19 protein-coding genes are annotated in these 25,310 nt (G+C 35.8%); 13 read left to right on the top strand and 6 right to left on the bottom strand.

Annotated elements, in window-relative coordinates; translation table 11 throughout:
- The first annotated feature begins 4 nt into the window (after positions 1–4).
- Entirely contained in the window at positions 5–910 is a 906-nt protein-coding gene (locus tag EXIGUO8A_RS06470; protein WP_159302467.1) for a PhzF family phenazine biosynthesis protein, read from the top strand.
- Between the two features lie 144 nt (positions 911–1,054).
- Positions 1,055–1,789: a flavodoxin family protein gene (locus EXIGUO8A_RS06465; protein WP_159302466.1), complete on the top strand. Its 735-nt coding sequence runs from the start codon at positions 1,055–1,057 to the stop codon at positions 1,787–1,789.
- 303 nt (positions 1,790–2,092) lie between these two features.
- On the opposite strand, the gene EXIGUO8A_RS06460 is transcribed toward EXIGUO8A_RS06465, so the two are convergent.
- On the bottom strand, positions 2,093–2,644 hold the full coding sequence (locus tag EXIGUO8A_RS06460) for a VOC family protein (RefSeq protein WP_058104712.1): 552 nt from the start codon (positions 2,642–2,644) through the stop codon (positions 2,093–2,095).
- Between the two features lie 306 nt (positions 2,645–2,950).
- On the opposite strand from EXIGUO8A_RS06460, the gene EXIGUO8A_RS06455 reads away from it, so the two are divergent.
- Entirely contained in the window at positions 2,951–3,850 is a 900-nt protein-coding gene (locus EXIGUO8A_RS06455) for a 3-keto-disaccharide hydrolase (RefSeq protein ID WP_159302465.1), read from the top strand.
- Positions 3,851–3,879: 29 nt separating this feature from the next.
- Positions 3,880–4,878: a LamG domain-containing protein gene (locus EXIGUO8A_RS06450; protein WP_159302464.1), complete on the top strand. Its 999-nt coding sequence runs from the start codon at positions 3,880–3,882 to the stop codon at positions 4,876–4,878.
- A gap of 283 nt (positions 4,879–5,161) precedes the next feature.
- Here the strand turns inward: EXIGUO8A_RS06450 and EXIGUO8A_RS06445 are convergent, their stop codons facing one another.
- Both EXIGUO8A_RS06445 and EXIGUO8A_RS06440 read right to left on the bottom strand, forming a co-directional pair.
- The gene (locus EXIGUO8A_RS06445; RefSeq protein ID WP_159302463.1) at positions 5,162–6,400 is read right to left on the bottom strand and encodes a glycoside hydrolase family 117 protein; all 1,239 of its coding nucleotides are present in this window, start codon (positions 6,398–6,400) and stop codon (positions 5,162–5,164) included.
- A gap of 135 nt (positions 6,401–6,535) precedes the next feature.
- Positions 6,536–7,705 carry a glycoside hydrolase family 117 protein gene (locus tag EXIGUO8A_RS06440; RefSeq protein WP_159304407.1) on the bottom strand — a complete coding sequence of 390 codons (1,170 nt, stop codon included), beginning with the start codon at positions 7,703–7,705 and terminating at the stop codon, positions 6,536–6,538.
- A 570-nt stretch (positions 7,706–8,275) separates the two neighbouring features.
- Between EXIGUO8A_RS06440 and EXIGUO8A_RS06435 the strand changes: the two genes are divergently transcribed.
- Positions 8,276–9,859: a tetratricopeptide repeat protein gene (locus EXIGUO8A_RS06435; protein WP_159302462.1), complete on the top strand. Its 1,584-nt coding sequence runs from the start codon at positions 8,276–8,278 to the stop codon at positions 9,857–9,859.
- Between the two features lie 394 nt (positions 9,860–10,253).
- On the opposite strand, the gene EXIGUO8A_RS06430 is transcribed toward EXIGUO8A_RS06435, so the two are convergent.
- From EXIGUO8A_RS06430 to EXIGUO8A_RS06420, 3 genes are read right to left on the bottom strand one after another with little or no spacing between them, the layout of a single operon-like run.
- Entirely contained in the window at positions 10,254–11,852 is a 1,599-nt protein-coding gene (locus tag EXIGUO8A_RS06430; RefSeq protein ID WP_159302461.1) for a carbohydrate binding domain-containing protein, read from the bottom strand.
- 11 nt (positions 11,853–11,863) lie between these two features.
- Complete coding sequence (locus EXIGUO8A_RS06425) at positions 11,864–13,591, bottom strand: RagB/SusD family nutrient uptake outer membrane protein (protein WP_159302460.1); 1,728 nt, start codon at positions 13,589–13,591, stop codon at positions 11,864–11,866.
- Positions 13,592–13,601: 10 nt separating this feature from the next.
- Entirely contained in the window at positions 13,602–16,691 is a 3,090-nt protein-coding gene (locus EXIGUO8A_RS06420; RefSeq protein WP_159302459.1) for a SusC/RagA family TonB-linked outer membrane protein, read from the bottom strand.
- 825 nt (positions 16,692–17,516) lie between these two features.
- Between EXIGUO8A_RS06420 and EXIGUO8A_RS06415 the strand changes: the two genes are divergently transcribed.
- From EXIGUO8A_RS06415 to EXIGUO8A_RS06380, 8 genes are all read left to right on the top strand, one after another.
- A complete protein-coding gene (locus EXIGUO8A_RS06415; RefSeq protein ID WP_159302458.1) occupies positions 17,517–19,382 on the top strand; it encodes an AAA family ATPase in 1,866 nt (621 codons plus the stop codon).
- A 151-nt stretch (positions 19,383–19,533) separates the two neighbouring features.
- Positions 19,534–19,683: a hypothetical protein gene (locus tag EXIGUO8A_RS06410; RefSeq protein WP_159302457.1), complete on the top strand. Its 150-nt coding sequence runs from the start codon at positions 19,534–19,536 to the stop codon at positions 19,681–19,683.
- A 195-nt stretch (positions 19,684–19,878) separates the two neighbouring features.
- Positions 19,879–21,318 carry a BspA family leucine-rich repeat surface protein gene (locus EXIGUO8A_RS06405; protein WP_159302456.1) on the top strand — a complete coding sequence of 480 codons (1,440 nt, stop codon included), beginning with the start codon at positions 19,879–19,881 and terminating at the stop codon, positions 21,316–21,318.
- A 169-nt stretch (positions 21,319–21,487) separates the two neighbouring features.
- On the top strand, positions 21,488–22,021 hold the full coding sequence (locus EXIGUO8A_RS06400; RefSeq protein WP_159302455.1) for a leucine-rich repeat domain-containing protein: 534 nt from the start codon (positions 21,488–21,490) through the stop codon (positions 22,019–22,021).
- Positions 22,022–22,162: 141 nt separating this feature from the next.
- Entirely contained in the window at positions 22,163–23,113 is a 951-nt protein-coding gene (locus EXIGUO8A_RS06395) for an SDR family oxidoreductase (RefSeq protein WP_159302454.1), read from the top strand.
- Positions 23,114–23,142: 29 nt separating this feature from the next.
- On the top strand, positions 23,143–23,748 hold the full coding sequence (locus tag EXIGUO8A_RS06390) for an SRPBCC family protein (protein WP_159302453.1): 606 nt from the start codon (positions 23,143–23,145) through the stop codon (positions 23,746–23,748).
- A 59-nt stretch (positions 23,749–23,807) separates the two neighbouring features.
- The gene (locus EXIGUO8A_RS06385; protein ID WP_159302452.1) at positions 23,808–24,320 is read left to right on the top strand and encodes a hypothetical protein; all 513 of its coding nucleotides are present in this window, start codon (positions 23,808–23,810) and stop codon (positions 24,318–24,320) included.
- Positions 24,321–24,322: 2 nt separating this feature from the next.
- Entirely contained in the window at positions 24,323–25,234 is a 912-nt protein-coding gene (locus EXIGUO8A_RS06380; protein ID WP_159302451.1) for a helix-turn-helix domain-containing protein, read from the top strand.
- Positions 25,235–25,310 lie beyond the last annotated feature (76 nt).

Genomic DNA, 25,310 nt, shown 5'->3' with positions numbered 1-25,310 from the left:
TACGATGGACGAATTAAAAAAAGTGACCGTACAAATACTAAATGCCTTTACAGAAAATGATAAGGGCGGTAACCCGGCAGGTGTAGTTTTAGATGCAGATGCACTCTCACATGAGGACAAGTTGCAGATTGCCAAAAAAGTAGGACTCTCAGAAACCGCTTTTATTTCTAGGTCCAATACGGCAGATTTCAAGCTCGATTTCTATACACCTACCAAGCAGATAGCCCATTGTGGGCACGCTACCATAGCCGCATTCTCGTACTTAAAACAGTTGGGAAAATTAAAGGGCAACATATCATCAAAAGAAACTAATGACGGAAACAGAAAAATAGAAATACAGGGCGCTTTGGCATTTATGGAGCAAATGGCACCCACGTATAAAGAGGTCACCGAAAAAGAGACCGATATTCTAGCGTCTTTAGGGTTAACAAAAGCAGATTTACTACCCAACGCACCGTTGCAAGTGGTCAATACGGGGAATTCTTTTCTGATGATCCCCGTCAAAAGTAGCAAGATTTTAGCAGGATTGTCACCAAATTTTGATGCCATAGGACAGCTAAGCGATCATTTCAATTTAATAGGCTACTATGTATTTACTACGGATTCTACTGTAGATATTGATGCCACGGCTAGAATGTTCGCCCCGCGCTATGGTATTTTAGAAGAAGCAGGAACAGGAATGGCTGCAGGACCGCTAGCAAGCTATTTGTATGATGTCTTACAGCTCAAGAAAACCACCTTTCAAGTACAGCAAGGCAAATACATGTTACCGCGATCACCAAGTGCCATCACGGTGCAATTGCAAGTGAAAAATGAAAAAATTGCCGGACTCATGGCAGGCGGAAAAGGAGTAGTGGAAAAGCATCTAGAAATAATATTAGATGATGCAGCGAATGAAGGAACTAAGTAAGTGTCAAATTTTAAAATATATTGATTTTCAATAATTTACATGTAAACAAGCCAATATATAGATGAAATGAAGTAATAACTCACTGTTCAAATACCGAAATTGCCAATGGTCATAGCACCTGAATAATTCCAAAAAAAACAAGGTATGAAAAAGAAAGATTTCAGTGATTTAAAAGTGATGTATATTAATTGTACGCTAAAGAAATCTCCCCAAGAAAGTCACACCCAAAAGTTAATGGATGTGTCAAAAGCCATAATGACCAAAGAGCAGGTAAAAATTGATGAGGTTCGCTTTATAGACCATCAAGTGGCCAGTGGTGTTTATCCAGATATGACAGAACATGGTTGGGATGTTGATGAGTGGCCAAAAATTGCCGAACGTATTTTAGATGCCGATATTACCATTATCGGTACACCAATCTGGTTGGGCGAAAAATCATCTGAAGCCCAAAAACTTATAGAACGCCTGTATGCCATGAGCAGCCAGACCAATGATAAGGGGCAGTATATTTTTTATGGAAAAGTAGGTGGGTGTATAATAACAGGTAATGAAGATGGTGTAAAGCACTGCGCTATGGGTATTTTATACTCCATGCAACATGTTGGGTATTCTATACCTCCACAAGCAGATAGTGGATGGATCGGTAAAGTAGGACCCGGACCAAGCTATGGCGATACCAAATGGAAAGGCGAAGACCTTAAAGAACCTGTAGGTTTTGATAGCGATTTCACCAATAGAAACACCACTTTTATGACTTATAATCTGTTACATTTAGCCAGAATGATGAAAGATAATAACGGCTATCCCAATTACGGAAACTCTCGCACCGAATGGGATGATGGTAAACGCTGGGAATTTGAAAATCCGGAATATAGATAGTGGTTTAGTTTATAGTAGTAAGTAATAAGTATCAAGTATGAAGTACGAAGTACTTAGATGTTATATCTAAAAATAACTTACCTAATACTTTGTACTCAGTACTTAATACTATTTTTTCTCCTAACTCCTAACTCCTAACTCCTAACTCCTAACTCCTAACTCCTAACTCCTAACTCCTAACTCCTAAACACGTTATACTAAATACTTGGTACTTAAATCTTCGTACCTCGTACCATTTTCTCTTATGCATTCCCTTTTTACATTAAAGGAAAATACTATCTAGTGAATTGATTACAATATGCATTAATCCCAACCGGAAAGCCCAATAATTTCTCCATTGGGTCCTACAAAAAAGGTGTATTTGTCACGAGCGTAGTTTTCGTTTTCCAGTTCGTAACCTTCTTCTTTCAGCATATCACCAATAGGAGCTATATCATTTACCTTTAGCATAAAGTGGTTATGGTTGGTGTTTCCTATAGGTCCAATGGTGTCTATAAATTCTGGAGCCGTTAAAGATAGTCCAATAGTTAGATCATCTGCCTTAAGTTTCATTACCAACATACCTTCAAGTCCAGGTCCGTGAAGTACTTCGGCATCAGCCATTTTAAAACCTAATATTTCTCGATATAATTTTAGGGTTTTCTCAAGTTCCAATACATGTACACTAATGTACTTTAAACCGGTAACCCTTGCTTTTTCAGAACCTATCATTTCAATTTCGCTAGGTGAAGAATCAGATGTTTGTGCAAAGCCGTAATAGGTACTTGTTAAAACAAAAGCTATAAAGAAGCAAGTTTTACAAATTAGACGTTGTAGTTCATGGTTTTTTGTACTGTGGTTATAATCAAATTTCATAATAAATATCGTTTTGTTAAAACTATGATATTATGGATGAACCTTAAGCTCAAAATGGCTTAACAAAAACTGAACATTTACAATGTTTGTAATGAGCAAACTTAAACATAATCAAGAGAGCTTCAATAAAAACTGAACAATGAAGCTTTACATGTTCAATCTTATCTTTTGGTGAATATTTCTTTGTAAAATTACCTTACTCACATGCTTTGGGATGTTCAATAAAATTCAATTATTTGAATGTAATTGGGTCTCTATATTGATCGGCAATCTACAAGGCATATAACTTAATCAACAACAAGTAATATGAAACATTGTACACTTTATTTACCACTTTTTTTCCTTGTGATTTCCTGTTCAGAGGTAAAAAATGAAGAACAAAAAAATCTAGAAGAAACATATGAGTGGGAAGAATTAATAGATGAGGATCTAACTCAGTGGGATACTTATTTAAGTTACCAACATCAACCAGGTTATGATGGTTCTGTACCCTTAGATGAAAATGGTGAAGAAATTGCCCCAATTGGGTTGAACAATAAAGACTATACGGTTTTTTCAACCTTACAAGAGGGCGAAGAAACCATTATCAAGAATACGGGAGAATATTATGGTTGCCTGATAACTAAAAAGGAGTATAAGAATTATCACTTTCAATTAAAGTATAAGTGGGGAGATAAAAAATGGGCCTACCGAAAGGACCTGTTGAAAGACTCCGGAATATTATATCACTCCGTAGGGCCTATGGCTGTTGAGTACTGGCGTTCATGGATGCTTTCTCAAGAATTTCAGATAATGGAAGGGCATACAGGAGATTTTTGGAGTCAAGCTAATTCCGCAATGGACATTAGGGCATACAAACCAGAATCTGTTTTAGATCCATTGGCACATGAATCACAAGAGTATTTGCCAATTGGTATGGGTAGTCAATACAACAATTATTGTTTACGAAGCGGTAATTATGAAAAACCCCATGACGAGTGGAACACGCTAGATTTAATATGTTACGAAGGCAAAAGCCTGCATATTGTAAACGGAGAGGTGGTCATGATTTTAAAAGATTCAAGATACATAGGTGAAAACGGTGAAGAAATACCACTGATCCAAGGAAAAATTCAATTACAGAGTGAAGCTGCAGAGTTATTTTTTAAGGACATCAAAATAAGGCAGATAGATTCGCTAACACAGCAGCAAAAGGCACTTTTTTAAAACAGATCAAACAATTAATATAGCATCATATGAAATTTAACGTATTTCTAATTTTAAGTATTATTAGTGCATTTATTGCATGTTCATCAAGTTCTAGTGATGAAGAGGAAATGGTAAAAGATCCGGAAAACCCAGAACAAGTAGAGGAAAATGATGAAGACCAGGCAGATGAAATTGAACCATTTCAACTTTCTGATCTAGACCCTGATCTACCTTCTTTCGTGTCTGTTGTAGATGAAACTCCAGAAGGTATGGAGTGGGTGAAAGTAGAAGCCATGTCAGATGAGTTTGATACGTGGAACGAGGACAAGTGGTTTAATTCATTTTGGAATTACGGTAACACCCCAGTTTCTATGCGTAGTGAAAACTCTAGCGTAGTAGATGGCAAATTAAACATACAGGCCACTTTAGATGAGAACAGTTCTCAATGGTTTCAAACGGCTAGGGTACATTCTAAAACCAAAATAAGTTATCCTATGTATACAGAGTGTAGTATGAAAACTTCCAGCATTTCGGCTTTCAATACATTTTGGTTGAACAATGGCGATATCAATGATAGGGATGAGATAGATATTGTGGAAAGCAACGCAAACCCTACTCCTGAGTGTAGTGATCAATCTACCAAACCAAGTAACTATCCATGGACTCCATGGGATTTTCCTACCCAAATGAACTCACAGTATTTTATAGCTAAAAGTGGGGTTACAGAAAGGCATGAAGATAATTTTGATACTAGAATGTTATCGGATGCCAATCCTAATAAAGGAAAAACTTGGGATGAAACCTACCATATTGTTGGTGCTTGGTGGAAAGATGCCAGAACGGTTCAGTTTTATTTAAATGGAGAGCCAGCTGGTGTTGTCACTACTAACCAAGATTTCACAAGAGAATTAGAGTTGATATTTGATCTATGGACATCTGAAGAGTGTTATTTAGGAGGTTTACCTCAAAAGGAAGAGTTAAATGACAATTCTAAAAACACTATGCGTGTAGATTGGGTACGTACTTGGAAACTTGAATCAAAGTAGTAATACATCAATTATTCACGTAGTGTGAAACAATGAAATAAAGAAGCAGTTTGTTAGTTTAAAATGGATTTGGGGCATGGTTAAAACCGTGCCTCTTTCTATTTAAATACATTTAAGTTTTATAGATTCTTTAGATTGATGGTGAAATGGAGAAGTAGGTTTATCTTATCTTTTTCACAAGAGTTGCTTGCGTGTTTAAACAACAGGAAATACATTAAGTAAAACGAATGTTATGTTGACCCCATCTTTCTTAAAAATCGTATTACACTAAGGTAGTAGTTGTTTAATCGATATTTAATTTTGAATTATAATCATAAGAGTCGTTATTCATGTACTCTTTGATCATTTTGTATTCTTTACGAACCCTATTGCCTTTTTCTAAAGATAAATCACATTCAAAACGTACAAAATGGTAATTAGGGTATAATTGGTGGCTAATTCCCCAAGTTATCCCTTTTCCTGGGCTTGTATTTACATCGGTAAAAGTCCCAGGTCGGTAAGCACCGCCACCCTTAGGAATGGTTAAACCTTGAATTTTTGGGTAAAAATTTATTCCGTCTTCAGAAAATAGAATGCTGTTTCTTTCAGGTCCTTCTGGTAATATTGCACATACACCGTTACGATAGGGCCATACCATACTGCCATGCCCGCCCATTAATACAGGGTTGTATTTAGATTTAGTATACGGCCCTTTTGGGTCATTTGCAATTGCAACACCCGTAGCTAAAGGTATATCGGCATAATCTTTATTAAATTTACCCGGAGATATATTGGGGGTCCATGGTAATCGGCCATGACTTTTATAGTATAGAAAAAATTGCCCTCCTTTAACAAAAAAGGTTGGTTCATGTATTACTTCTGCATCCCAACTTTCTTCAGAACCGGGTTTTAAAATTGGTTCGTCCAAAGCTTTCCATGGCCCTGCTGCCGAGTTGCCCACAGACATACCAATTACGTTGGGCGTAAAATCTCCAGATGTTCTAAATTGTTTTGACCAGCGTGCATTTTCTATACTTTTTGCTGCTTGATAAACTAAATAGTACTTACCATCTGTAAATAAAATATCTGGATTAAAAACACTGCGGTGGTCATAGCGCCCGGCTGTGCCACGGGAAACTGCAAGTCCCTGTTCTTCCCACTTTAACCCATCGGTAGAAGTTGCATACCAAATATCGCACAGATCCCAATGAAAAGCCCTTAGTGTATCGTTGGCATCAATAGGACCTACAACCTCACTGTTGAATTGGGGCTTAGAATACCACATATAATATTGATTGTCTGCCTTTATTATGCTAGACGGGTAATAGCGTTCAGCTCCATCTTCGAATCCTTCTATTTTTTGAAACTTAAATTGAGTATTGAACTCGTTGTACTTTTCATAAGAAATGTGGTTTTCACGAAAACGTTTATAGGAAGCACTCTCGTAAGTTTTAGGTTCCTGGTTCTGGCATGAAGTCAAATTTATTACTAATATGGCGTAAAATATCATGGTTACTACTGTGATGAAGGCTCTTCTTGTCATAAAAAAAGTAGATTTTGGTTTTATATTTGATAGGCTTTTTATGGTTATGCGCCGCACATGAAAATTCATTATATTGAAAAGGACAGTAGCTTCTTACGGCGTACTGTCCTTATCTTAACAAACTCAACAATTATTTTACTCGCCTTTTGCCCTATGTTGGGTCTTTCTTTCTGAAGTAAAGCTCATAATGCTCTGGTAATCCCAGCTATTGTACATATGAGAAAGTCCCCATCGTAATATTTCGGTAGGTTCTTTTTCAGTGTCAGCAGACCTGTTTAAGCCAATGGCATGTGCGCTAACTCCGGGAATAACGGACATTATTTCAAAATTAATACCGTCTGGCGCCCATTGAATAGTGTTTTTCTCTGGTCCATCTGTCGTAATTAAAGCTGCTACACCGCCATTGTACGGCCAAACACATATTTCGTGTCCGCTATTACTAATTGGATTGTAAGGAGATTTTATATATGGCCCTTCAGGTTTGTCCGCTATGGCAAGACCGTGGCGTATTTGTCTACCGCCAAATGTAATTTCCTCACCCATCTGTTCACCTTTGTAGTACAGATAAAACTTACCATTAAGAGGAATAATACAAGGGTCGTGAACTTTATGGCTATCAAAGTCACCTTTTCGTTCAACCGCAAATCTATCTTGTTCTTCACCTTTCCAAATACCATTATCGGCAGGACTCAAAATAGGTTCTTTGCTCTTTGTCCAAGGGCCGTCTGGAGAATTGGACCAAGCCAGGCCAATTTGGTTTTTTACACGAACGGTGTAAGGAGATTTTACGGTCTGGTAGCTTAAATAATATTTGTCTTCATGTTTCATGATCTCTACAGTAAAAACAGATCGGTCATCATATGCTCCAGCTTTACCTCTAGGAACGGCTAAACCTTCTTCTTTCCAAGTTTCACCGTCTTCTGAAGTTGCATACCAAATGTCACAACGGTCCCACGGAAATACCTTGTCGTTTTCAACGTCGCCGCCAAACCCTTGTGTTGGTCCAGTACTTTTTGAATACCATACATAGTATTTTCCATTTTCCTTTATGACGGCACTGGGATCTCTACGCACAACACCTTCTTCATAGGCTAAGTCTCCTTTTAAGGGCTTTAGATTGGAAAACTCGATAAACCATTCATTGCCTAGGTCTACGGGCCATTTTAGAGCTCTTTTAGAAGCTGAGCTCAAGTGGTTTATATCTGTAATGCCCAAGTGGTCTATTTGTTCTTGTGTTACCCCCAAAGAGTCTAAAATATTTTGGTCATATGTTGTATCCTGGGCTGTACTTTGAAGGATAAACATTGCGAAAAATAGAAAGGAATATAAGGTTGTTTTGGTTTTACTGATCATTGTATTTGTGGTTTAATTTATACGAATTTTATAAGAGTTTGCATGGATCTTTTGGTTAAGCCGAATGGTTAAATCCAAATTTTCGCTTAGTACATAGTATGGATAATTGCATTTTGCAAAATGTTGATTTGTTAGGTTGTACTGCATAGATTCATGTTCAATGTTTTAAATATTTCTAATCTGTCTATTTGATCTTTTTGGCTTTATCACATTGGTTTTTACTTTCCCCGTTTTAATTTTTTGCTTTTCAATGTGATGATGGTGATTTATGAAAAGCAACGATTACATATTGGATTAATAATTATGTTGCCATTATATTGACAAATATTAACTATATGCGGGTAAAATCTTCGATTTTTTAATGAATAAAAACTGAACATTATTAAAAACAGCCCTTATTTACATGAATTTAAGCTGAGCAAATATTATATTGATTTTCACAACTGCACTTTGCTATATGTTCAGTGCAATTTTTGACAGTGTTTAGATTTTTAAAATTGTTCAGTTAATATTTTTCACGATATGAAGACACGTAAAGCATTTCAAAAAACGGCCAGTATAGTGGTACTTCTTTTTTGTTTGTGCGTAACCGCCCAACAACCTTATGGTACTAATGAGTACATAGAAAAGGCAAACCAGCTTACAGCTAAAAATTTGGATAGCGCCATCTATTATCTTAAAAAGGGTATTGTTCATTATTCAATAGAAAAGGATACCATTAATTTAATTAATAGTATTTGCCAATTGTCTGGTTTGTATGACAATGTATTGGATTATGGTAAGTCTTATGATGGGTATTGGGAGGCATTGATATTTGCCGATGAATCTAATGATGATATTTCTAAATCACGAATATATCAAGAACTGGGTTGGCTATATACCGCATATAGAAAGGAAGAAGAATCTTTACGATACTTCAATATGTCGCTGGAGCTTAAGAAGAAACTAGTCGAGGAGAAAAAGATAAGTAGGGATTATCTGGTAAGTAACTACTTTGCCATAGTAAACTGCTATAGGGTAAATCGTAATTATGTTATGGCAAAAACATATTTGGATAGTTGTGAACTGTCATTAAAAAAGATCAGTCCAGATAAAAGATCATATTACGTAGAGACAGAAAAGGGATATTTTGATGCGGTAGCGGGTAATTATGAAAAAGCCTTGAGCAAACTGAACGAGACCAAGCTATTTTTTGAAGATAAAAACCCTTCATATTTAACGGTGGTTCATTTCTTAATGGGAGAGGTATATAAGTTTAGGGGAGAATATGATAAAGCAATAAAAAATTACAAAGAATCGTTGAGGTTTTCAGAAATGTATAATAAACATTTAGGTTACAAACTATTCAATTATGAAGAGCTATCTAAGTTATATTATGATCAGAATAACTTTAAAGAAGCCTTTTTCTATAAAGACAAAGCACAAGCGTTAAATGAAAGCATATTTGGGAGAAAAAGTAAAAACCACAAACATTTATTTGAAATAAAAGATAGATATAGACTTCAAAAAGAGAAAGAAAAGGCACTACTAAAAGAGGTAAGAATAGAGAAGCTAGAAGACCAGAAAAGAATAGGTTTTTTACAAAATATCTTAATGGGCGTTGTAGTGGTTTTTATGTTTTTGTACGGTGTTCTGTTTTTTAGAAATCTTAGGAGAAAACATAAACTTGAAAAACAAAAGACCAATGAGGTAATGATGCTTAAAAATAGAGAGCTAACGGCATCTGCCCTTCAGTTGATTGAAAAAGAAGAATTCATTTCTAAATTAAAACAGAATATCTCTAAGAGTGACGCTGTAGATACAAAGGCCATTCATAATATGCTGAAAGGTTTTCAAAACACCCCAGGTGGTAACTGGAAAGAATTTGAAGCCAGGTTTACTTCTATTAACGAAAGTTTTTATGAAAAGATTAGGGCTAAATATCCAAATTTGGGCCAAACGGATCTAAAATTGTGTGCTTTGGTCAAGTTGGGGTTTTCCAGTAAAGAAATGTCATCTCTGTTGGGTATTACCATTGAAAGTGTACATACCTCAAGATATAGACTTCGTAAGAAATTAAATTTGGAAAAAGGTGAAAACCTAATAGATTTTATGTCTACTATTTAATTACTGTACAAATCTCCTTTTTAAGTAATTACTGTGTAAAGTTTAAGGCTTATAACATGAACAAATTGGTGTCAACAACCAAGCTTTAGTCTTATTTAAGCAGGTTTATATCCTTGTAGTTCATTTTGGTAGTTGAATTTGGTACTTACATGCCTGATCATAGGGTAATATGGTAAGTTAAAAGTATTGTTCACAAAGATTTAATTGTTTTTGCCATCTCGCCGTAAATAATAATAGGGCAGAAAAGGTCTTTTATGTACAGACACGTATTGCCGTTGGTTTTTCAGAAACTGTACCTATTATGATGAGACTAAACACTGGTAAATAAAAAGGGCAACCTATTTTAGGCTGCCCTTTGTTATATTGAATACACCTATTACGGCGTAGGCTGTAATTATGGTCTAACGGGAACTTCTGCTAAGAAAAAGTCATCTAAATAGAATACAAGATTATTGTCATGAAATTCGTTAAACCCTCTAATAAACCAAGAGATATCTCTACCGGCACCTGCTTTGAATATTTGCTTTTGGTAGATCCACTTTCCTGTAGGCATGTCAGAAGTAAATGTAGTTGGTATCAAACCTGGTCCACCCCAGTCATCTGCATAAAGCTGAATATCTGCAGATTGGGTTCCGGTCGGTAAATTGGATAAATCACTTTCAATGTATAGCCAATAGCCAAATTCGTATGTTTTACCAGTTTCTATTGGAAATGTAATAGGATTTCCTCCAGACTCGGGTCTAATGATCATACCACCATTAGGTCTCAAATTAACCTTAAGGCTTTGCGATCCTGAATGGGTATTCAATAAGTCCATACTTATATCAAATCCATCCCATGGTGCACCCCATCCTTGGTAAACATAATTACTAACATTTGTTGTTTCAAAACCGTAATCATAAGAAGTAGTTGTATAAAAGTTATCTAGAGGATCAAATTCTGTTAATAGCGCATCGGTAATAGCTTCAGACTCTACTTCGTCTACCGTTCTTAAGGCTCCGGGAGTGTAACTTACAAAAACTTGGTCGTCATTATAAAGCTGTTCTCCATCTAGTTCTAGGATAACAATAGTAGCTTCATCTTTATCCACGGTTGCCGATACAACTGTAGGAGTAAGTATTTTAGGATTCATTTCATCCGTATTGTTTTCTATTCTAACTGTAAAATCACCAGCATTAACAGAAGTACCATCTATTTCTCTACTAAACTCTAGGGTAACTTTGTCATTTCTTTCCGCTACTCTATCCAAAGTAACAGGCGCAGTAGAAGGAATAACCTTTATTACCTTTTCAAAAGAAAGGGTATCTGCATCTGTTGGTCTAAACCTAGAAGCTATGTATTCAATATCCCAAGACCCTAATCTATTGAATCTCATGTCTACTTCAGAATCGTCGCTAATGGTTACGGCATTTGGCTTACCACCTACAGACTTCCAAGATACACTTTGTGGCTCTCCTATAGCTGTATAAGATAGACGAATAGAGTTGCTGGCTTCCAATTCATTTTCAGCACCGTCTGCCAAGTTGATTTCAGCACCGGTAGAGCCATCAGGGTTTATTCTAAATGCTTTAAGTACCGATTGTATAGAATCAATAACCGTTACTACAATAGTGGTATCCAACTCTCTAGAGTCAATAGGTGATGTACTATCATCATTTGGGTATACATTACCCTTAAATGTTTGGTTCAACACCACATCATAAACTCCTGCTTTATTAAATATTGCTTTTACGACTTTTTCAGATGACGTTGTTCCACTTTCCCCAACAATACGGGCATTGCTAGGTAAGATCCAAGTTCTGGATTCTACACCACGTGAAATGTCTCCAAAGTCTATGTCCCCACCAACAATTACTTTGTTTTCAAAGTCCATTTCAGAGGTAACAATAATTCTGTGGTTAGGGTCATTTAAATTTAGCTCTTCTTGCTTTTCACAACTTACTAGAAGTAAGGTGAAAACAAAAAGTATACTTAAAAACTTACATTTTTTCATGTCTAGTAATTTTAGTTGTTAAAGTTTGGGTTGTTTAATACTTCTCCTGAAGGAATAGGGAAATAGTTATGTTCTTCAGGTTTGTAGTTTTGAGATGATTGACTAAAATCTGGTCTTACCCTTCCTGAAATAAATAAAGGTGCTACACCTTGCCCGGTAATATCTAGATTTGTTTCTCTCCAAATTTCATCGGCACGTAAATCATCAAAAACTTCTTTTACGATACCCCAACGCACTAAATCCTTATAACGATGTCCTTCAAAACATAACTCAATGGCTCTTTCCACACGTTGAATATGTGTTAAAACAGTTTGCGCGTTAGCGGTAACCATTGGTTGATCGCCATGAACCTGTTTACTAACATGAAGCTGTGGAAACATACCACCGTTCATATCCATATATTGCTGTAAAGTGACAACACCAGCTCTACTTCTCACCATATCAACATAGCTAATAGCTGTGGCAAAGTCACCGTTGGCATTAATTACAGCTTCTGCATACATTAGTAAAACATCGGCATAACGAATATGTCTAAAGTTGATACCGCTACGTCCACGTACAGGCTCACCGTCCATATGATACCAGTTAGAGTGCTTTTTTACGTAAGCACTTTGTCCACCGCCCCAAGTTGCCTTTGCTTCTGAAAAAGGTGCTAGGTACCAATCTCCTTCACCGTTTCTAGGAGCAATGGTATAATTCATTCTACGAGACTCTAGGTTGCCGTCATTAATTGAATTATTAGGGTCAACCTCATCGTTCACCAACATTTCATGAAGGTTATATGAAGCCAATACGGTATTAAAAGCACCGTACTGTATATGACCAACTTCTGTACTTAGTGTGGTAGATTCTGCACCTGCTCCACCGATAGAGGTATCATCTTCTGCAAAACCACTATTTCCAGGATTTAAATCAAAAGAGTAGTTGACCTCAAAAATAGATTCTTCGTTAAACTCATTGAAATGCGTAAAGTTGTCTTCAATGTTTCTGGTTAAACTATATATACCAGAATCTATGACTTCTTTGAATAAACTAGCTGCTTGCGGCCATTGTTCATCATAAAGATATACTTTACCTAAAAGTGAAGTGGCAGCGCCCCAAGTAGCTCTACCTGCCGCGGTACTTTCCCAGGTTTCAGGTAAATTGCTCATTGCAAATTCCAAATCTGGAATAATAATTTGTGCGTTCACATCTGCCGTAGAAGATAGCTCTTTACTTAACTCTTCTAGAGATTGTGCCACCTCATCATGAATCATTGCACCACCATAGGTGTGTACAAGCTGAAAGTAAAAGAATGCTCTTAAAAAGCGGGCTTGAGCTTCTATTTCAGTTTTAGTTGTCTCATCTAAAATATCTTCGTCAACTGTTTGTAGCTGAGTAAGAATTGTATTTGCCCTAAAAATACCAACATATAGCTCTTGCCACTTTTCCGATAAGTGATTTTGACCGTTGGTATAGGTTAAATTTCTAAACGGAAACGGTCTATACCAAGCTTCTGTACCAGCTAAATCTGACATTACAAACTCCTGTACCAATTCAGAGCCACTAACAGAACGGTATTGCAACGCACCATATACTGATGTAAGTGCAGAGTTAAAATGGCTCTCTGTTTTCCAAAAGCTAGCTTCTGTAAGCGCATTTGGATTTGGTTCGTCTAAAAATGTGTTTTCGTTACAACTAACACCAACCAGCGTAAGAAGAACAAAACCTTTTACAATTATTTTTTTTATTGATTTCATAGTCTTTTTTTTAGAAACTTAATTGAACTCCCATTATAAACTGGCGCGTAATAGGGTAATTACCATTATCTACACCTCTTTGAAATAGGTTATCGCCACCCACTTCTGGATCATATCCTGTATAATTTGTAAACGTAAAAGGGTTTACGGAATTTAAATACAGTCTTATTTTATCTACGCCGAAATCCTGTGTGTTTGGAATAGTGTATCCTATAGATATGTTACGTATACGTAGGTAGGTTCCATCTTCTAGGAAATAATCTGAAAATGCCCTAACATTAGAGTGGGTACCACTTTGTCTATAGGTAGGAATATCAGAATCAGGGTTTTGAGGTGTCCATTGAAATACTTGCTCTTGATGGCGTCCACCGGCAAAAGCTATTTGCCTACCACCGTTATAAATTTCTGCACCGTATGCCAAATAACTTTGCACACCAAAATCCCAGCCTTTATAACCTAAATCAAAATTTAGACCGGCCTCCCATTGTGGAATACCAGAACCTGAGAATACACGGTCACTATCATTAATAGCGCCATCACCGTTGGCATCAATATATTTTATATCCCCTAGTTGTGGGCTACTAACTGCGCTTAGATCTAATTGTTGGTACTCTTCCAACTCTTCTTGAGTTTTAATTACACCGTCATTTTGGATCAAGTAGAATGATCCCGCTGGGTCTCCAACGCTTAAAAAAGTAGTTGGGTCATTACCTGTACTACCATCTGCATTGGTAAGCGTACCGCCAGAAGCACCAAGTGTTTTACCATTTAAATTGGTGATCTTGTTATCGTTAAGTGTCCAAGTACCTGAAAATCCAAAGGTTAAATCATCACCAATGCTACCCTTATAGTTTGCGGCTACCTCAACACCCTTATTCTGCATGTTACCGGCATTGACCGCCACGGCACCATAAACGCTTTGCGCTCGTGGTTGCCATAAACCGGCTGAAGGAGGGGATAACTCATTAATTAACATATCCTTCTTATCATTTCTATAGACATCTGCCGTAAGGTTTAACTTGTTGTTGAACATGCCTAACTCAAAACCAATGTTAGATGAAATTTGGGTTTCCCATTGTACATTAACATTAGGAAATCTACGTTGTACTAGACCGTTTTGTAAATCTTCATCAGCGCCAAATGGATAATTTACACCAGGTTCTATTACGGGTATGTAAGAGTAATCTGGAATACCGTTAAAACCTACTTGGGCCCAACTACCGCGAATTTTAAAATTGTTTACAGTACCTGAGTTAAACCAATTTTCATCGCTTACGTTCCAACCTGCTGAAAAACCATAGAAGTTATTGTTTCTGTTTTCAGGAGCAAATTTAGAAGAACCATCACGTCTAATACTTGCACTTAAAAGATACTTACTATCATAATTGTACTGTATTCTTCCTAGTTTACCAGCTAACGTATTAACATTTCTGAATTCACTTGGAGTTGTAGGATTAGCTCCTGCATTTAGTACTTGCACGTCATTTGAAGCATCGTCGGCAAAAACCGTACCCGTGTTCAAGGTTCTATATTTGTACTTTTCGTAAGAAGCAACCGCTAAGAAATCTAAATTGTGCTTTCCAAAAGATTTTTTATAGTTTAAAATGTGCTCAATGGTTTCTCTTGTAGAAAACCATTGGTTGTATTGTAGAATAGCATTGGGTGTAGAAGCGGATAAACTTAACTCCCCGTTACGATCTAAAGCTAAATACTGAGGCTGAAAGAACTTTCTAAAATACTGACTCTCATTACGACCGATATTAACTTTGTAGGTTAACCCATCTAAAATTTCGTATTCCAAATTCAAGGCAATACTATTGCTCTTGTTTTCCCTTTCATCAATATTATCTAACTGGCGCGCTAAAAAGCCATAAAATATTTCGTTTTGTACACTTAACTGAACGGTATTTTGCCCATTAGGTTGAAATACGCTAAAAGGCGCACTGTGGGGTGCATTACCAATAGCAAAACCGAATATATTCCAAGGTTCTTGCTCACGATTTTCTGTAGTTAAACTAGCGGAAGCAAAAGCTTTAAATTTTCCTTTGGTGAACTGCCCTGTAAGTCGGTTGGTTAAACGATCAAAACCAGAATTGATCAAAACCCCTTCTTGTTCGTAAAAAGTAGTATTGTAGTTATACGTTAAATTTTCAGCACCACCAGATAAGTTTACATTGAAATTTCGCACTACGGCGTTATCGTTTTGTACTTCATCAACAAAGTTTGTATCCCAATCCAACACGTTGCTATCTATTAAAAAAGTTAGTGGCTCATCACCACCAGCTTCTGCACTGGTCTCCGTAACGTAAAGAAAATCGGTTGTGTTAGATAATGGTGTACCAGAGGTAATGTTTTGGATACCTGTAAACATATTTACGTCTACCTTCATTTTACCTTTTTTACCACGTTTCGTTGTAATCAAGATTACACCACCGGCACCACGCACACCGTATACCGATGCAGAGGCACCATCCTTTAAGATGTCTATAGACTCAATTTGTTCAGGAGCAAGATTTGGATTTCCTTCTTGGGGTATGTTATCTACCACGTATAGCGGTTCTCCACCGTTCAAGGAAACTAATCCACGAATTTGTACGTTTGCGGCTTCCCCTGGACGACCACTTGCCGCTTGTATGTTTACCCCGGCAACTTTACCTTGAATGGCAGCTCCAATGTCAGATACAGGTATTTTAACCAGTTCGTCAGAATCTACTTTAGCAACGGCACCGGTAACTTCTTTCTTCTTCTGTGTACCGTAACCCACAACAACGACCTCTTCTAATTGTTGGGAATCTTCTTCCAAGGCTAAGTTCATTGTACTGGTATTAGCGGAAACTACTTGTTTTATACTTTTAAAACCTAAGTAAGAGAACACTAAAGTTTCGCCTACGTTGGCATTAATGGTATAATTACCATCAAAATCGGTTACGGCTCCCTTGCCTGATCCTTCAACAACTATGGAGACGCCCGGCAATGGGGTGTTTTGTTGGTCCGTTACCACACCTGAAACGGTTTTCTGTGCGTAAGCCCAGCCTATTCCTAAAAATAGGTAGAGCACAAAGGCACTCATTTTCATAAATTTTGGTTTTTGTCCTTTCATAATGATGAGTTAGGTAGTTGGTATTTTAATGACACTATTAATATGTCATTGAAATAGATTAATAATTTAATTATTGAAAAAAATTCAGGTATGAAATTATCATATTATGAAAAGGAGTAATAAAAAACGCCCTCAATAAAAACTAGACACTGTTTTACTATTTTTAATCTTGGGCTATTTTTAAACAAAGAATTCAGAATATTTGGCGGGTTCTTTTTTGTGTATTCTTAAAATTTTTGAATTTCAGTATTTGTTGATTTTTTTGCCAAGTAAAAATTGCGGAAAACAAAGCTATTTCTGCATTTTACTGTAGGTTTAGCGGTATTTGGAAATAGGATAAAGAGTGCTGGTCTAGGTAGTATGTTCAGGTTTTGTTCAGATGTTCAATGTTATTTTAAGCTTAGGTTTTTGTCAAATTATGAAGGATCTTATTTATATGGCAAAACCTGCTAATGTTTATCAATTTGATGGCTGTATAACCGTATTTAATGCCCAAATGGTGTAAAAAATTCAACGACACCTGAACAGATGCTTGCAGTTTGTTTAGAATAGAGTGGTGAAAAATAGGGTGTTATCACTTAAAAGGTTGCTATTTTGATGAATACGAAAAGTGTAGCACTTATGTTGAACTTTTAACTTCTTACCTCATACTTTTTTTTCCTCTCTTTTACGGTAACCCGTAATGCTACATTGAAGAAAAATACTACCTTTCTAGTCGGTTCTAAAACATTACTTCCCCCTGCCGTATTAGAATGTGATTATTTAATATCAGAGTATAAACTCATTTGTAAATTATATTATTGACTTTAACCAAATTAAAATTTAGTGCTAAAAGGAATAAAATTAAATGAATCGTTACAAAAAGATTTCACCGGACCTGGATATTTTGGTATTCTAGCAAATTTCAAGCAGTTGAATACTTTTGTTGGTGCTAATAACTCCGGGAAAAGCCGTTTTTTAAGAACTCTTTTTTCATATTCAAATGAAGTAAAATTTATTTTTGAAATAGATGATAATAAACTAAAACAAATAGCCGCGATTGGAAAAGATATCTTAAACTTAATGAATAGTCTTGAAAGATTTGAAATAACTTACAAATATAAACTTAAATATGAGTCTTTAGTAAATTCCATCAATCAAGATAATAATATTCTACTTGCATCAATTCTTGACTTATACTGGTACACCAGTACATTAGAGAAACATGAATTTGTCACTAATAATAATACACTAGAGTTTCGTTTAATACAATTCTTGAATAATGCAAAAGTTCTTTCTAATGACTTGAAAAGTTATATTGACAAAATAGGTAGAGAAAACAATAATTTTAAGAAAATATATATACCAATTTTGCGAGGACTTAGGCCAATAGCCGAGAAAGGAGAAACTTTTTCTAATGACAACATTTATTTAAATCGTACTAAACATGATTATTTTAAACAAAATATTTCTAACGGTGATATTTTTACAGGGCTTTCAATTTATGAGAACGTAAAAAAATTACTTCTTGGAGATGAAAATGAAAGAAATGAAATAAAGGAATTTGAAACGTTTTTGGCACAAAATGTTTTTAAAAAGAAAATTAATCTTATTCCAAAATATGATGATGATGTACTTCATATAAAAATTGAAGGAGAAAAACAATTTCCTATTTATGAGCTGGGAGATGGATTACAAACACTTATCATTATACTATTCCCAATATTTATTAATAGAAAGAAGCAACATCTGATATTTATAGAAGAACCCGAAACGCATTTACATCCTAAATGGCAAAGGCTTTTATACAGAGCAATGTGTCTTTTTGACAATCATTCTTATTTCATTTCTACACATTCTTCAGTATTCATAAACTCTTCAAATAATTCTATATTCATAGTTTCAAAAGTTGATGGAAAAACAAATTTGCACCATTCAGATATAAAGACTGAAAAAATCGCAATACTAAAGGACTTAGGTTATAAGCCAAATGATTTATATCAAACGAACTATCTTCTTTGGGTCGAAGGGCAAAGTGATAAAATTTACTTAAACCATTTCATTAAATCAATAGATGACTCATTAATTGAGGGAGAAGATTACAGTATAATGTTTTATGGTGGTAGTTCCTATAGACATTTTTTAGAAAATAAAGGAGAGTTAAATCTTGAATTCATCGAATCTCTAAATCAAAACTATGCACTAATTATGGATAGTGATCGGACAAAGGCAACAGAACGATACAGCAAAAAAAAGAAAAACATTGTTGAACTATTTAAAAAAAACAAGGCATATTGTTGGTTGACTAGATTAAGAGAGATAGAGAATTATATACCTATTAGAGATTTTAAAAACGCAATAAAATCTGTTCATAAAATTAAGAATATTGAAATTGATGATTCAGCTTTTGCTGATAGATGCAAATTTGTAAACTTAGATGCTAAGCCCTCATTCAAACCTAAGGTACAACTTAGTAATAAATTATTTAGTCAAATTCAGAAAAATAAAGATGGAAGTCTAAAAGGAATATCGGCTACGGAGATTAGAAGAGAACTGGAAATCTCCATTAGTAATACGAAAAAAACATGGAATACAATTGATAAAATAAAAGTAGCAGAAAGACTGGTTAAAGATGGTTTTGAAATGCAAAATGAAGAGCTATTAAAAAGAGTTAATGAATTGGTTGCGGATATAAAAAAAGCAAATAGCTAATATCAAGAATTTACAACATTTATAGGTTATAGTTTTTAATGATGGAGTAGGGAATTCTGGCTAATTTCCGAACTCTTAGTCTCTATTTCTTGACTTAATTCTTCAACTCTACAAACTATAGAAATACAAGTAATTAAAATATAACCAAGCAATGAAGATTCTCACCTTAATAGCAATACTGATCTTTATCTTCTCTTACGAGTCAAACCACCTCTTTAAAGAATTAGAAAATCGAGAACAGGTCTTTATTGAGCTGTCTAAATATGGGTTAGAAGATATACCTAAAGAGGTTGGGCAATAAAAGAAAGTAAAAACTCCGCATTTCTTCTCCAAATGTTGGACAGCAATTTTTCAGAGGTATTGTAGAAACCATTTATATTACAAAACAAAAAAAATCACTATGTTCATGGTGGAAAGCAAACACCAGTTTGATTTTCTGCTTTTTACAGACAAACCCTAGCGGTAATATATCGCTTCAATCAACTAAAATATATTAATGGGAAAAAATTATTTAAAGTTAATAAACAGCTTAATTCTATTATTATTAGTAGCTTTTATCAGCTGTAATAATAATGACTCAAATGACTCAACAGAGATTATAGTTAAAGACTTCTACACTGAAATTGAGGAAAATCCGACTAATAATGAATTACTGGGCGTAATCTCAGCAAATAGCTCACAAGGTAATCTTTTATTTGAATTAAAAACGGAGGCACCAGCTGGCGCACTTAGTTTAAGTTCTCAAAGTGGCGAGTTATTTGTTAAAAACTCATTGTTATTCGATTTCGAAGTTAATTCTATAATTACAGCATCAGTTACAATCTTAAATAATCAAACTGACATTGAAAAAACAGTAAACATTGAAATTTCTGTTGTTGATGTTCAAGAAATAACCGATAGCATCCCTTTCGTAACAGCTTGGTCTGTACCCGAAAATGATTTAACAATCGAAATACCCGTTAATTCAAACTACGATTATAATTATTACGTTGATTGGGGAGATGATTCATTCACAACAAACATTACAGCAGAAGTTTCGCATACCTATTCAATTCCTGGTACATATACCGTTTCAATATTCGGCAAATTTCCGGCAATTTACTTCGGAAGTAGTCATGAAGATAGCAGTAAAATAATATCCATCAATCAATGGGGAGATATAGAATGGAAATCTATGAAAGAGGCTTTCAGAAATTGCGATGAATTAACCTATAACGCTGTGGACATACCAAATTTGAAAGAAGTAACTGATATGTCTAGTATGTTTCAAAGGGCTATAAAATTCAATGGCATGATTGGAGATTGGGACGTTAGTTCTGTTGTTGATATGAGCGGTATGTTTGCTTCGGCTCTTGTTTTTAATCAACCAATCAATACCTGGGATGTTGGTTCTGTCACCTCTATGGTTGGGATGTTTTCAGATACTCGTTCATTTAATCAAAATATTAATGATTGGGATGTTAGTGAGGTATCAACTATGGTTGGTATGTTCAATGGTGCTTCTAATTTCAACCAACCTCTTAATGATTGGAATGTAAGTAATGTATGGAATATGAGCGGAATGTTCCTACATGCTTCTAATTTTAATCAACCGCTTGACAATTGGGATGTAAGTCTTGTACAAAATATGTCTTTAATGTTTTCTGGGGCTTTGGAATTTAATCAGAGTTTAGGTAATTGGCAGCTTTCAAGTCTATTTTACAATACTAGTGCAAATGGAATGATTAGCATGCTTGATGGCAGTGGTCTATCAATTGATTCATATGAATCTACCTTAAAAGGTTGGTCAGAATCTGCAAATACCCCTTGTTGTATTCAATTAGGTGCACAAAGTATGGTTTATTGCTCGAGTGGAGAAAATTATAGGAACCTATTAATCGCAAAGAACTGGAGCTTTGCATTCGATAAAAAAGGTTCTAATGAAGAATGTTTGTAATTATGTATTTGACAATACTGATTTGCTATTAGCTTCGCTAAACTTTTTGTCTTAAGCTTATTAAATAAAATCAAAAGTTCTGGATATTGCTACAGACAGAAACGAAATTATTTGTTCGCCTTTCTTGTATCAACCAAGGCATTTAAGGCAGTTGTCTAAGATTTAAACAATGAAGAATCCAGTCTTAATAACATTTCTGATTTTCGTTTGTTCTTGCGAGCCTAACCACCTCTTTAAAGATTTAGAAAATCAAGAGCAGGTCTTTATTGAACTGTCTAAATATGGGTTAGAAGATATACCCAAAGAGGTTGGGCAATTAAAGAATGCAAAGAAATTAGAAATCTACGTTGATAGTGTAGAAGGCTGGACTATTTATCCTCCACTGAGCGCAATGGACCAATATATAGACGAACCACCGTTTAGAACAATTCCGTCCGAATTATTAGAACTTGAAGGTCTAGAACAACTTACTTTATATGACCTAGATATAAAAACTTTACCTGAAGATTTGTACAGACTCCAAAATCTAGAATATCTAGATTTATCAATGAATAAACTGACCGTCTCGAAAGAAATAGCCAAACTGAATAAGCTAAGGAAACTGAAATGTGTAGAGCTGTTTGGCAACAGAATAAATAAGCTCGAATTAGAAAAATGGAGAAAAGAAAACCCAAATCTTCAAATACGGTATGGTGATGAATAACCTTCTAAAGTTGAATTAATTCTACTATCCAACTAATCCCCACCAAAAAGTACACAACATTCGAAAATGTGTGTAAGGCAAAACGCCATGTCTCATTTTACCTTTGTCCTATTCTTTTAGACATTTAAAAAATAAGATATAATGAGTACAACACAATTTGGTAAAAAAGGGTGGACACCCGCTAGAATAAAAAGCCTTAAAGGCAAAACATTCTTAATTACGGGCACTACCAGTGGTACCGGTTTTGAGGCGGCAAGAATACTGCTGTCTAAAGGCGCAAAAGTGGTGATGTTGAACCGTAATTCAAAAAAGGCTGCAGATACCATAACAACCCTACAAGAAGAATTGGGTAGTGCCATACCGGTAAGCAATATAGAAATGGACTTGGCATCTTTGGCTTCCGTAAAAAAAGCCGCAGATGAGGTGCTAAGAACCGTACCACAAATAGATGCATTGTTATGTAATGCCGCCATTGCTCAAGTGCCCAAGCAAACCTTTACCGAAGACGGTTTTGAAAGTCAGTTAGGGGTAAACCACTACGGTAATTTCTTATTGCAGGCATTGTTATATCCGCGTATAGAGGAATCTAAGGGGCGTATTGTTACCGTGGGCAGTATGGGGTATAATTTAGGAATCAAGACCATACAGTTCGATGATATGAACTGGGACAAGAACTATAGTCCAAACGGAGTTTATAGCCAAAGTAAATTGGCGCAGATCATGACGGTTTACGAATTACAGGATAGATTGAAAAAGGCGGGTAAAACAAGTGTAAAAGCATATGCCTGTCACCCAGGTGCTTCATCTACATCGCTCATTAAAACCAGTGGAAGTTTGTTGACCAGGTTCATTTGGCAGATCATGAAACTGACACCCATGGTACAATCTGCAGAAAAGGGGGCGTACCCAGAAATTATGTGTGCTACAGAACCAGATTTGGATCAAGAGGCTTTTTACGGACCAACAGGTAAAAATTATTGGACAGGTCCGGTTGGGGAATGCAAATTAGAACCTCACGCCAAGGACAAACCCGTCATGGAAAAACTGTGGGAAGTTTCAGAAGAAGCCGTTGGTTATGAATGGGAGGTGTAGTATTTAACTAATAATGAAATAGGAATAAAATGAAGAGGATAAAAATTATAGGTATAGTTGCACTGTGGTTAACATCGATCAATGTTTTTACACAAAGCCGAAACTGGAAAACAGAAACCGCTAAAGACGGAAAAACGACGGTAAAATATGAATTGGTAAAAGAGGATGAAGGCACCCACTTTTATTACATTGCCCAAACCACGGCCAACGTTACCCTAGATGAACTGGACAGCTATTTTTCTAATACGAACAATCACAAAAATTTCTTGGAGAGAACACCGATTACTCAGGAAATTGAGAAAATATCGGAACAAGCGTGGTTGGCATATTATTATTTTGATGCCCCATGGCCAATGGCCGACAGCGATATTGTGATAAAGATTGATCGAGTAAAAAAAGAGGACAAACTAGTGTTTACGGCAACGGCAGCATCAAGTGACTATAAACAAGATGATGTAAAAAGAATGTCTAACTACAAGGTGGTTTATGAATTTGAGAAGGTGGATCAAAACACCACAAAGATCACCTACAATGCAGATTACATTCCGGTAGGGTCCGTACCCAATTTTTTGGCAAAAACGTGGTTTCCAGAAGGACCTGCAACTATTGTAAAGAATATAGGATCAACGAAATAAGTGTATTGATCAGGTATTAATTTTAATTTAGTAGAATAGATTAGTTAAAACATAAAGCTATGGATATATTAAAAGCAGCAACAGACTGGGCAAAGGCCGAACTTTTTTCAACGCCGTTTTTCATGCTCTTCGGTATGGCATTTTTAGTAGCAAGCGTTGGCTTTTGGCAATTGGGAAAAACAGATATGGCAAGAGCCTACATTATACCAACATTGGTTGCGGGCAGTTTACTTTTAATCATTGGTCTGGGATTGTTTTTCACAAACAAAGCAAGGATCACCCAATTTGAAAATGCATATCATGCAGATGCCGTTGCATTTGTAGACAGTGAATTAGAGCGTGCCGAGGCTACCTTAAAGGAATATGATACTATTGTTTTTAAAGTAATTCCTTTACTTATCATAGCATGTGCATTGGTGATCCTATTTGTGAGCGCCCCAATTTGGAGGGCAAGTACCATAACCGCAATTGCCATGTTGATAGTAATTTTGTTGGTAGACGGTACGGCATATGCAAGAATAGACGGGTATAATAAACAGTTATTGGCAGCGGAAAAAGAATTGAAGAAGTAGTTATGCAGCATTTTAAAACCTTATCGGAATACTTGGCTTATTTAGAGCTCCCAAGACCCGAGCACCCTATGTTGAGTGTATTTTCAGCCACGGGTGACGGATTCTTACCTTGCCCAAAAGAAAGTTCGCCACCAATTACCAACGATTGCTATACCATTAGCTTCAAAAAGATAGTAGATGGCAATTTAAACTATGGTCGTACCAATTACGATTTTAATAACGGAGCCTTATTTTTTATAGCGCCTAGGCAGGTATTGCAATGGACTAAGGCGGTGGTATTTGAACAAAAAGGTTTTTCGATCAATTTTCATGAGGACTTTTTAAAGGGAACGGATTTGGCGCATCAGATCAAGAAGTATGGATTCTTTTCGTATTCGGTCAATGAAGCCTTGCACCTATCGCCCAAAGAGGAAAAGCAGATAGAATCCATTGTAGAGAATATAGAAATAGAATATCAAAACAATCAAGATGAATTCAGCAAAGACATTATCATCTCGCAGTTAAGTACCTTGTTGAAATATGCGAATCGTTTTTATGAAAGGCAGTTCATTAACAGAAAGGAGCTTTCTACGAGTTTATTGGAGCGGTTTAATGAGCAATTGTCGCAGTATGTTGCATCTGGTGAATTACAGGAAAACGGTATTCCCAGTATTGAGAAAATAGCAAATAATATGTCCGTTTCTCAACGCTACCTTAGTGACACCTTAAAAAAGGAAACAGGTAAGACCACAACCGAGCATTTGCAGTTGTTGTTAATAGACGAAGCCAAGAATATGTTGCTGCAACCTCATAAAAGTATTGCTGAGGTAGCTTATGAATTGGGTTTTGAATATCCGCACTATTTCTCAAGGTTGTTCAAGAAGAAAGAAGGTGTTAGCCCAACGGAGTACAGAGAAAAATATAAAATGAACTAAACAGGTTTTAGTATTTATTTAGGTTGTAAACAGCCCTTATTACGCAGGTAATAAGGGCTGTTATATTTTAACCTGA

It is taken from the genome of Maribacter litoralis (assembly GCF_902506355.1).
Taxonomy (GTDB): Bacteria; Bacteroidota; Bacteroidia; order Flavobacteriales; family Flavobacteriaceae; genus Maribacter; species Maribacter litoralis.
Note: the sequence above shows the minus strand (reverse complement) of the source record. Positions and strands in the feature narration are given on the sequence as shown.

Excerpts from the sequence above, each read along its gene's own strand:
- EXIGUO8A_RS06455 (WP_159302465.1), top strand. The coding sequence starts at position 2,951 with ATGAAACATTGTACACTTTATTTACCACTTTTTTTCCTTGTGATTTCC.
- EXIGUO8A_RS06410 (WP_159302457.1), top strand. The coding sequence starts at position 19,534 with ATGAAGATTCTCACCTTAATAGCAATACTGATCTTTATCTTCTCTTAC.
- EXIGUO8A_RS06405 (WP_159302456.1), top strand. The coding sequence starts at position 19,879 with ATGGGAAAAAATTATTTAAAGTTAATAAACAGCTTAATTCTATTATTA.
- EXIGUO8A_RS06400 (WP_159302455.1), top strand. The coding sequence starts at position 21,488 with ATGAAGAATCCAGTCTTAATAACATTTCTGATTTTCGTTTGTTCTTGC.
- EXIGUO8A_RS06445 (WP_159302463.1), bottom strand. The coding sequence starts at position 6,400 with ATGACAAGAAGAGCCTTCATCACAGTAGTAACCATGATATTTTACGCC.
- EXIGUO8A_RS06425 (WP_159302460.1), bottom strand. The coding sequence starts at position 13,591 with ATGAAATCAATAAAAAAAATAATTGTAAAAGGTTTTGTTCTTCTTACG.
- EXIGUO8A_RS06465 (WP_159302466.1), top strand. The coding sequence starts at position 1,055 with ATGAAAAAGAAAGATTTCAGTGATTTAAAAGTGATGTATATTAATTGT.
- EXIGUO8A_RS06420 (WP_159302459.1), bottom strand. The coding sequence starts at position 16,691 with ATGAAAGGACAAAAACCAAAATTTATGAAAATGAGTGCCTTTGTGCTC.
- EXIGUO8A_RS06430 (WP_159302461.1), bottom strand. The coding sequence starts at position 11,852 with ATGAAAAAATGTAAGTTTTTAAGTATACTTTTTGTTTTCACCTTACTT.
- EXIGUO8A_RS06390 (WP_159302453.1), top strand. The coding sequence starts at position 23,143 with ATGAAGAGGATAAAAATTATAGGTATAGTTGCACTGTGGTTAACATCG.
- EXIGUO8A_RS06440 (WP_159304407.1), bottom strand. The coding sequence starts at position 7,705 with ATGTTTATCCTTCAAAGTACAGCCCAGGATACAACATATGACCAAAAT.
- EXIGUO8A_RS06450 (WP_159302464.1), top strand. The coding sequence starts at position 3,880 with ATGAAATTTAACGTATTTCTAATTTTAAGTATTATTAGTGCATTTATT.
- EXIGUO8A_RS06395 (WP_159302454.1), top strand. The coding sequence starts at position 22,163 with ATGAGTACAACACAATTTGGTAAAAAAGGGTGGACACCCGCTAGAATA.
- EXIGUO8A_RS06435 (WP_159302462.1), top strand. The coding sequence starts at position 8,276 with ATGAAGACACGTAAAGCATTTCAAAAAACGGCCAGTATAGTGGTACTT.
- EXIGUO8A_RS06385 (WP_159302452.1), top strand. The coding sequence starts at position 23,808 with ATGGATATATTAAAAGCAGCAACAGACTGGGCAAAGGCCGAACTTTTT.
- EXIGUO8A_RS06380 (WP_159302451.1), top strand. The coding sequence starts at position 24,323 with ATGCAGCATTTTAAAACCTTATCGGAATACTTGGCTTATTTAGAGCTC.
- EXIGUO8A_RS06470 (WP_159302467.1), top strand. The coding sequence starts at position 5 with ATGGACGAATTAAAAAAAGTGACCGTACAAATACTAAATGCCTTTACA.
- EXIGUO8A_RS06460 (WP_058104712.1), bottom strand. The coding sequence starts at position 2,644 with ATGAAATTTGATTATAACCACAGTACAAAAAACCATGAACTACAACGT.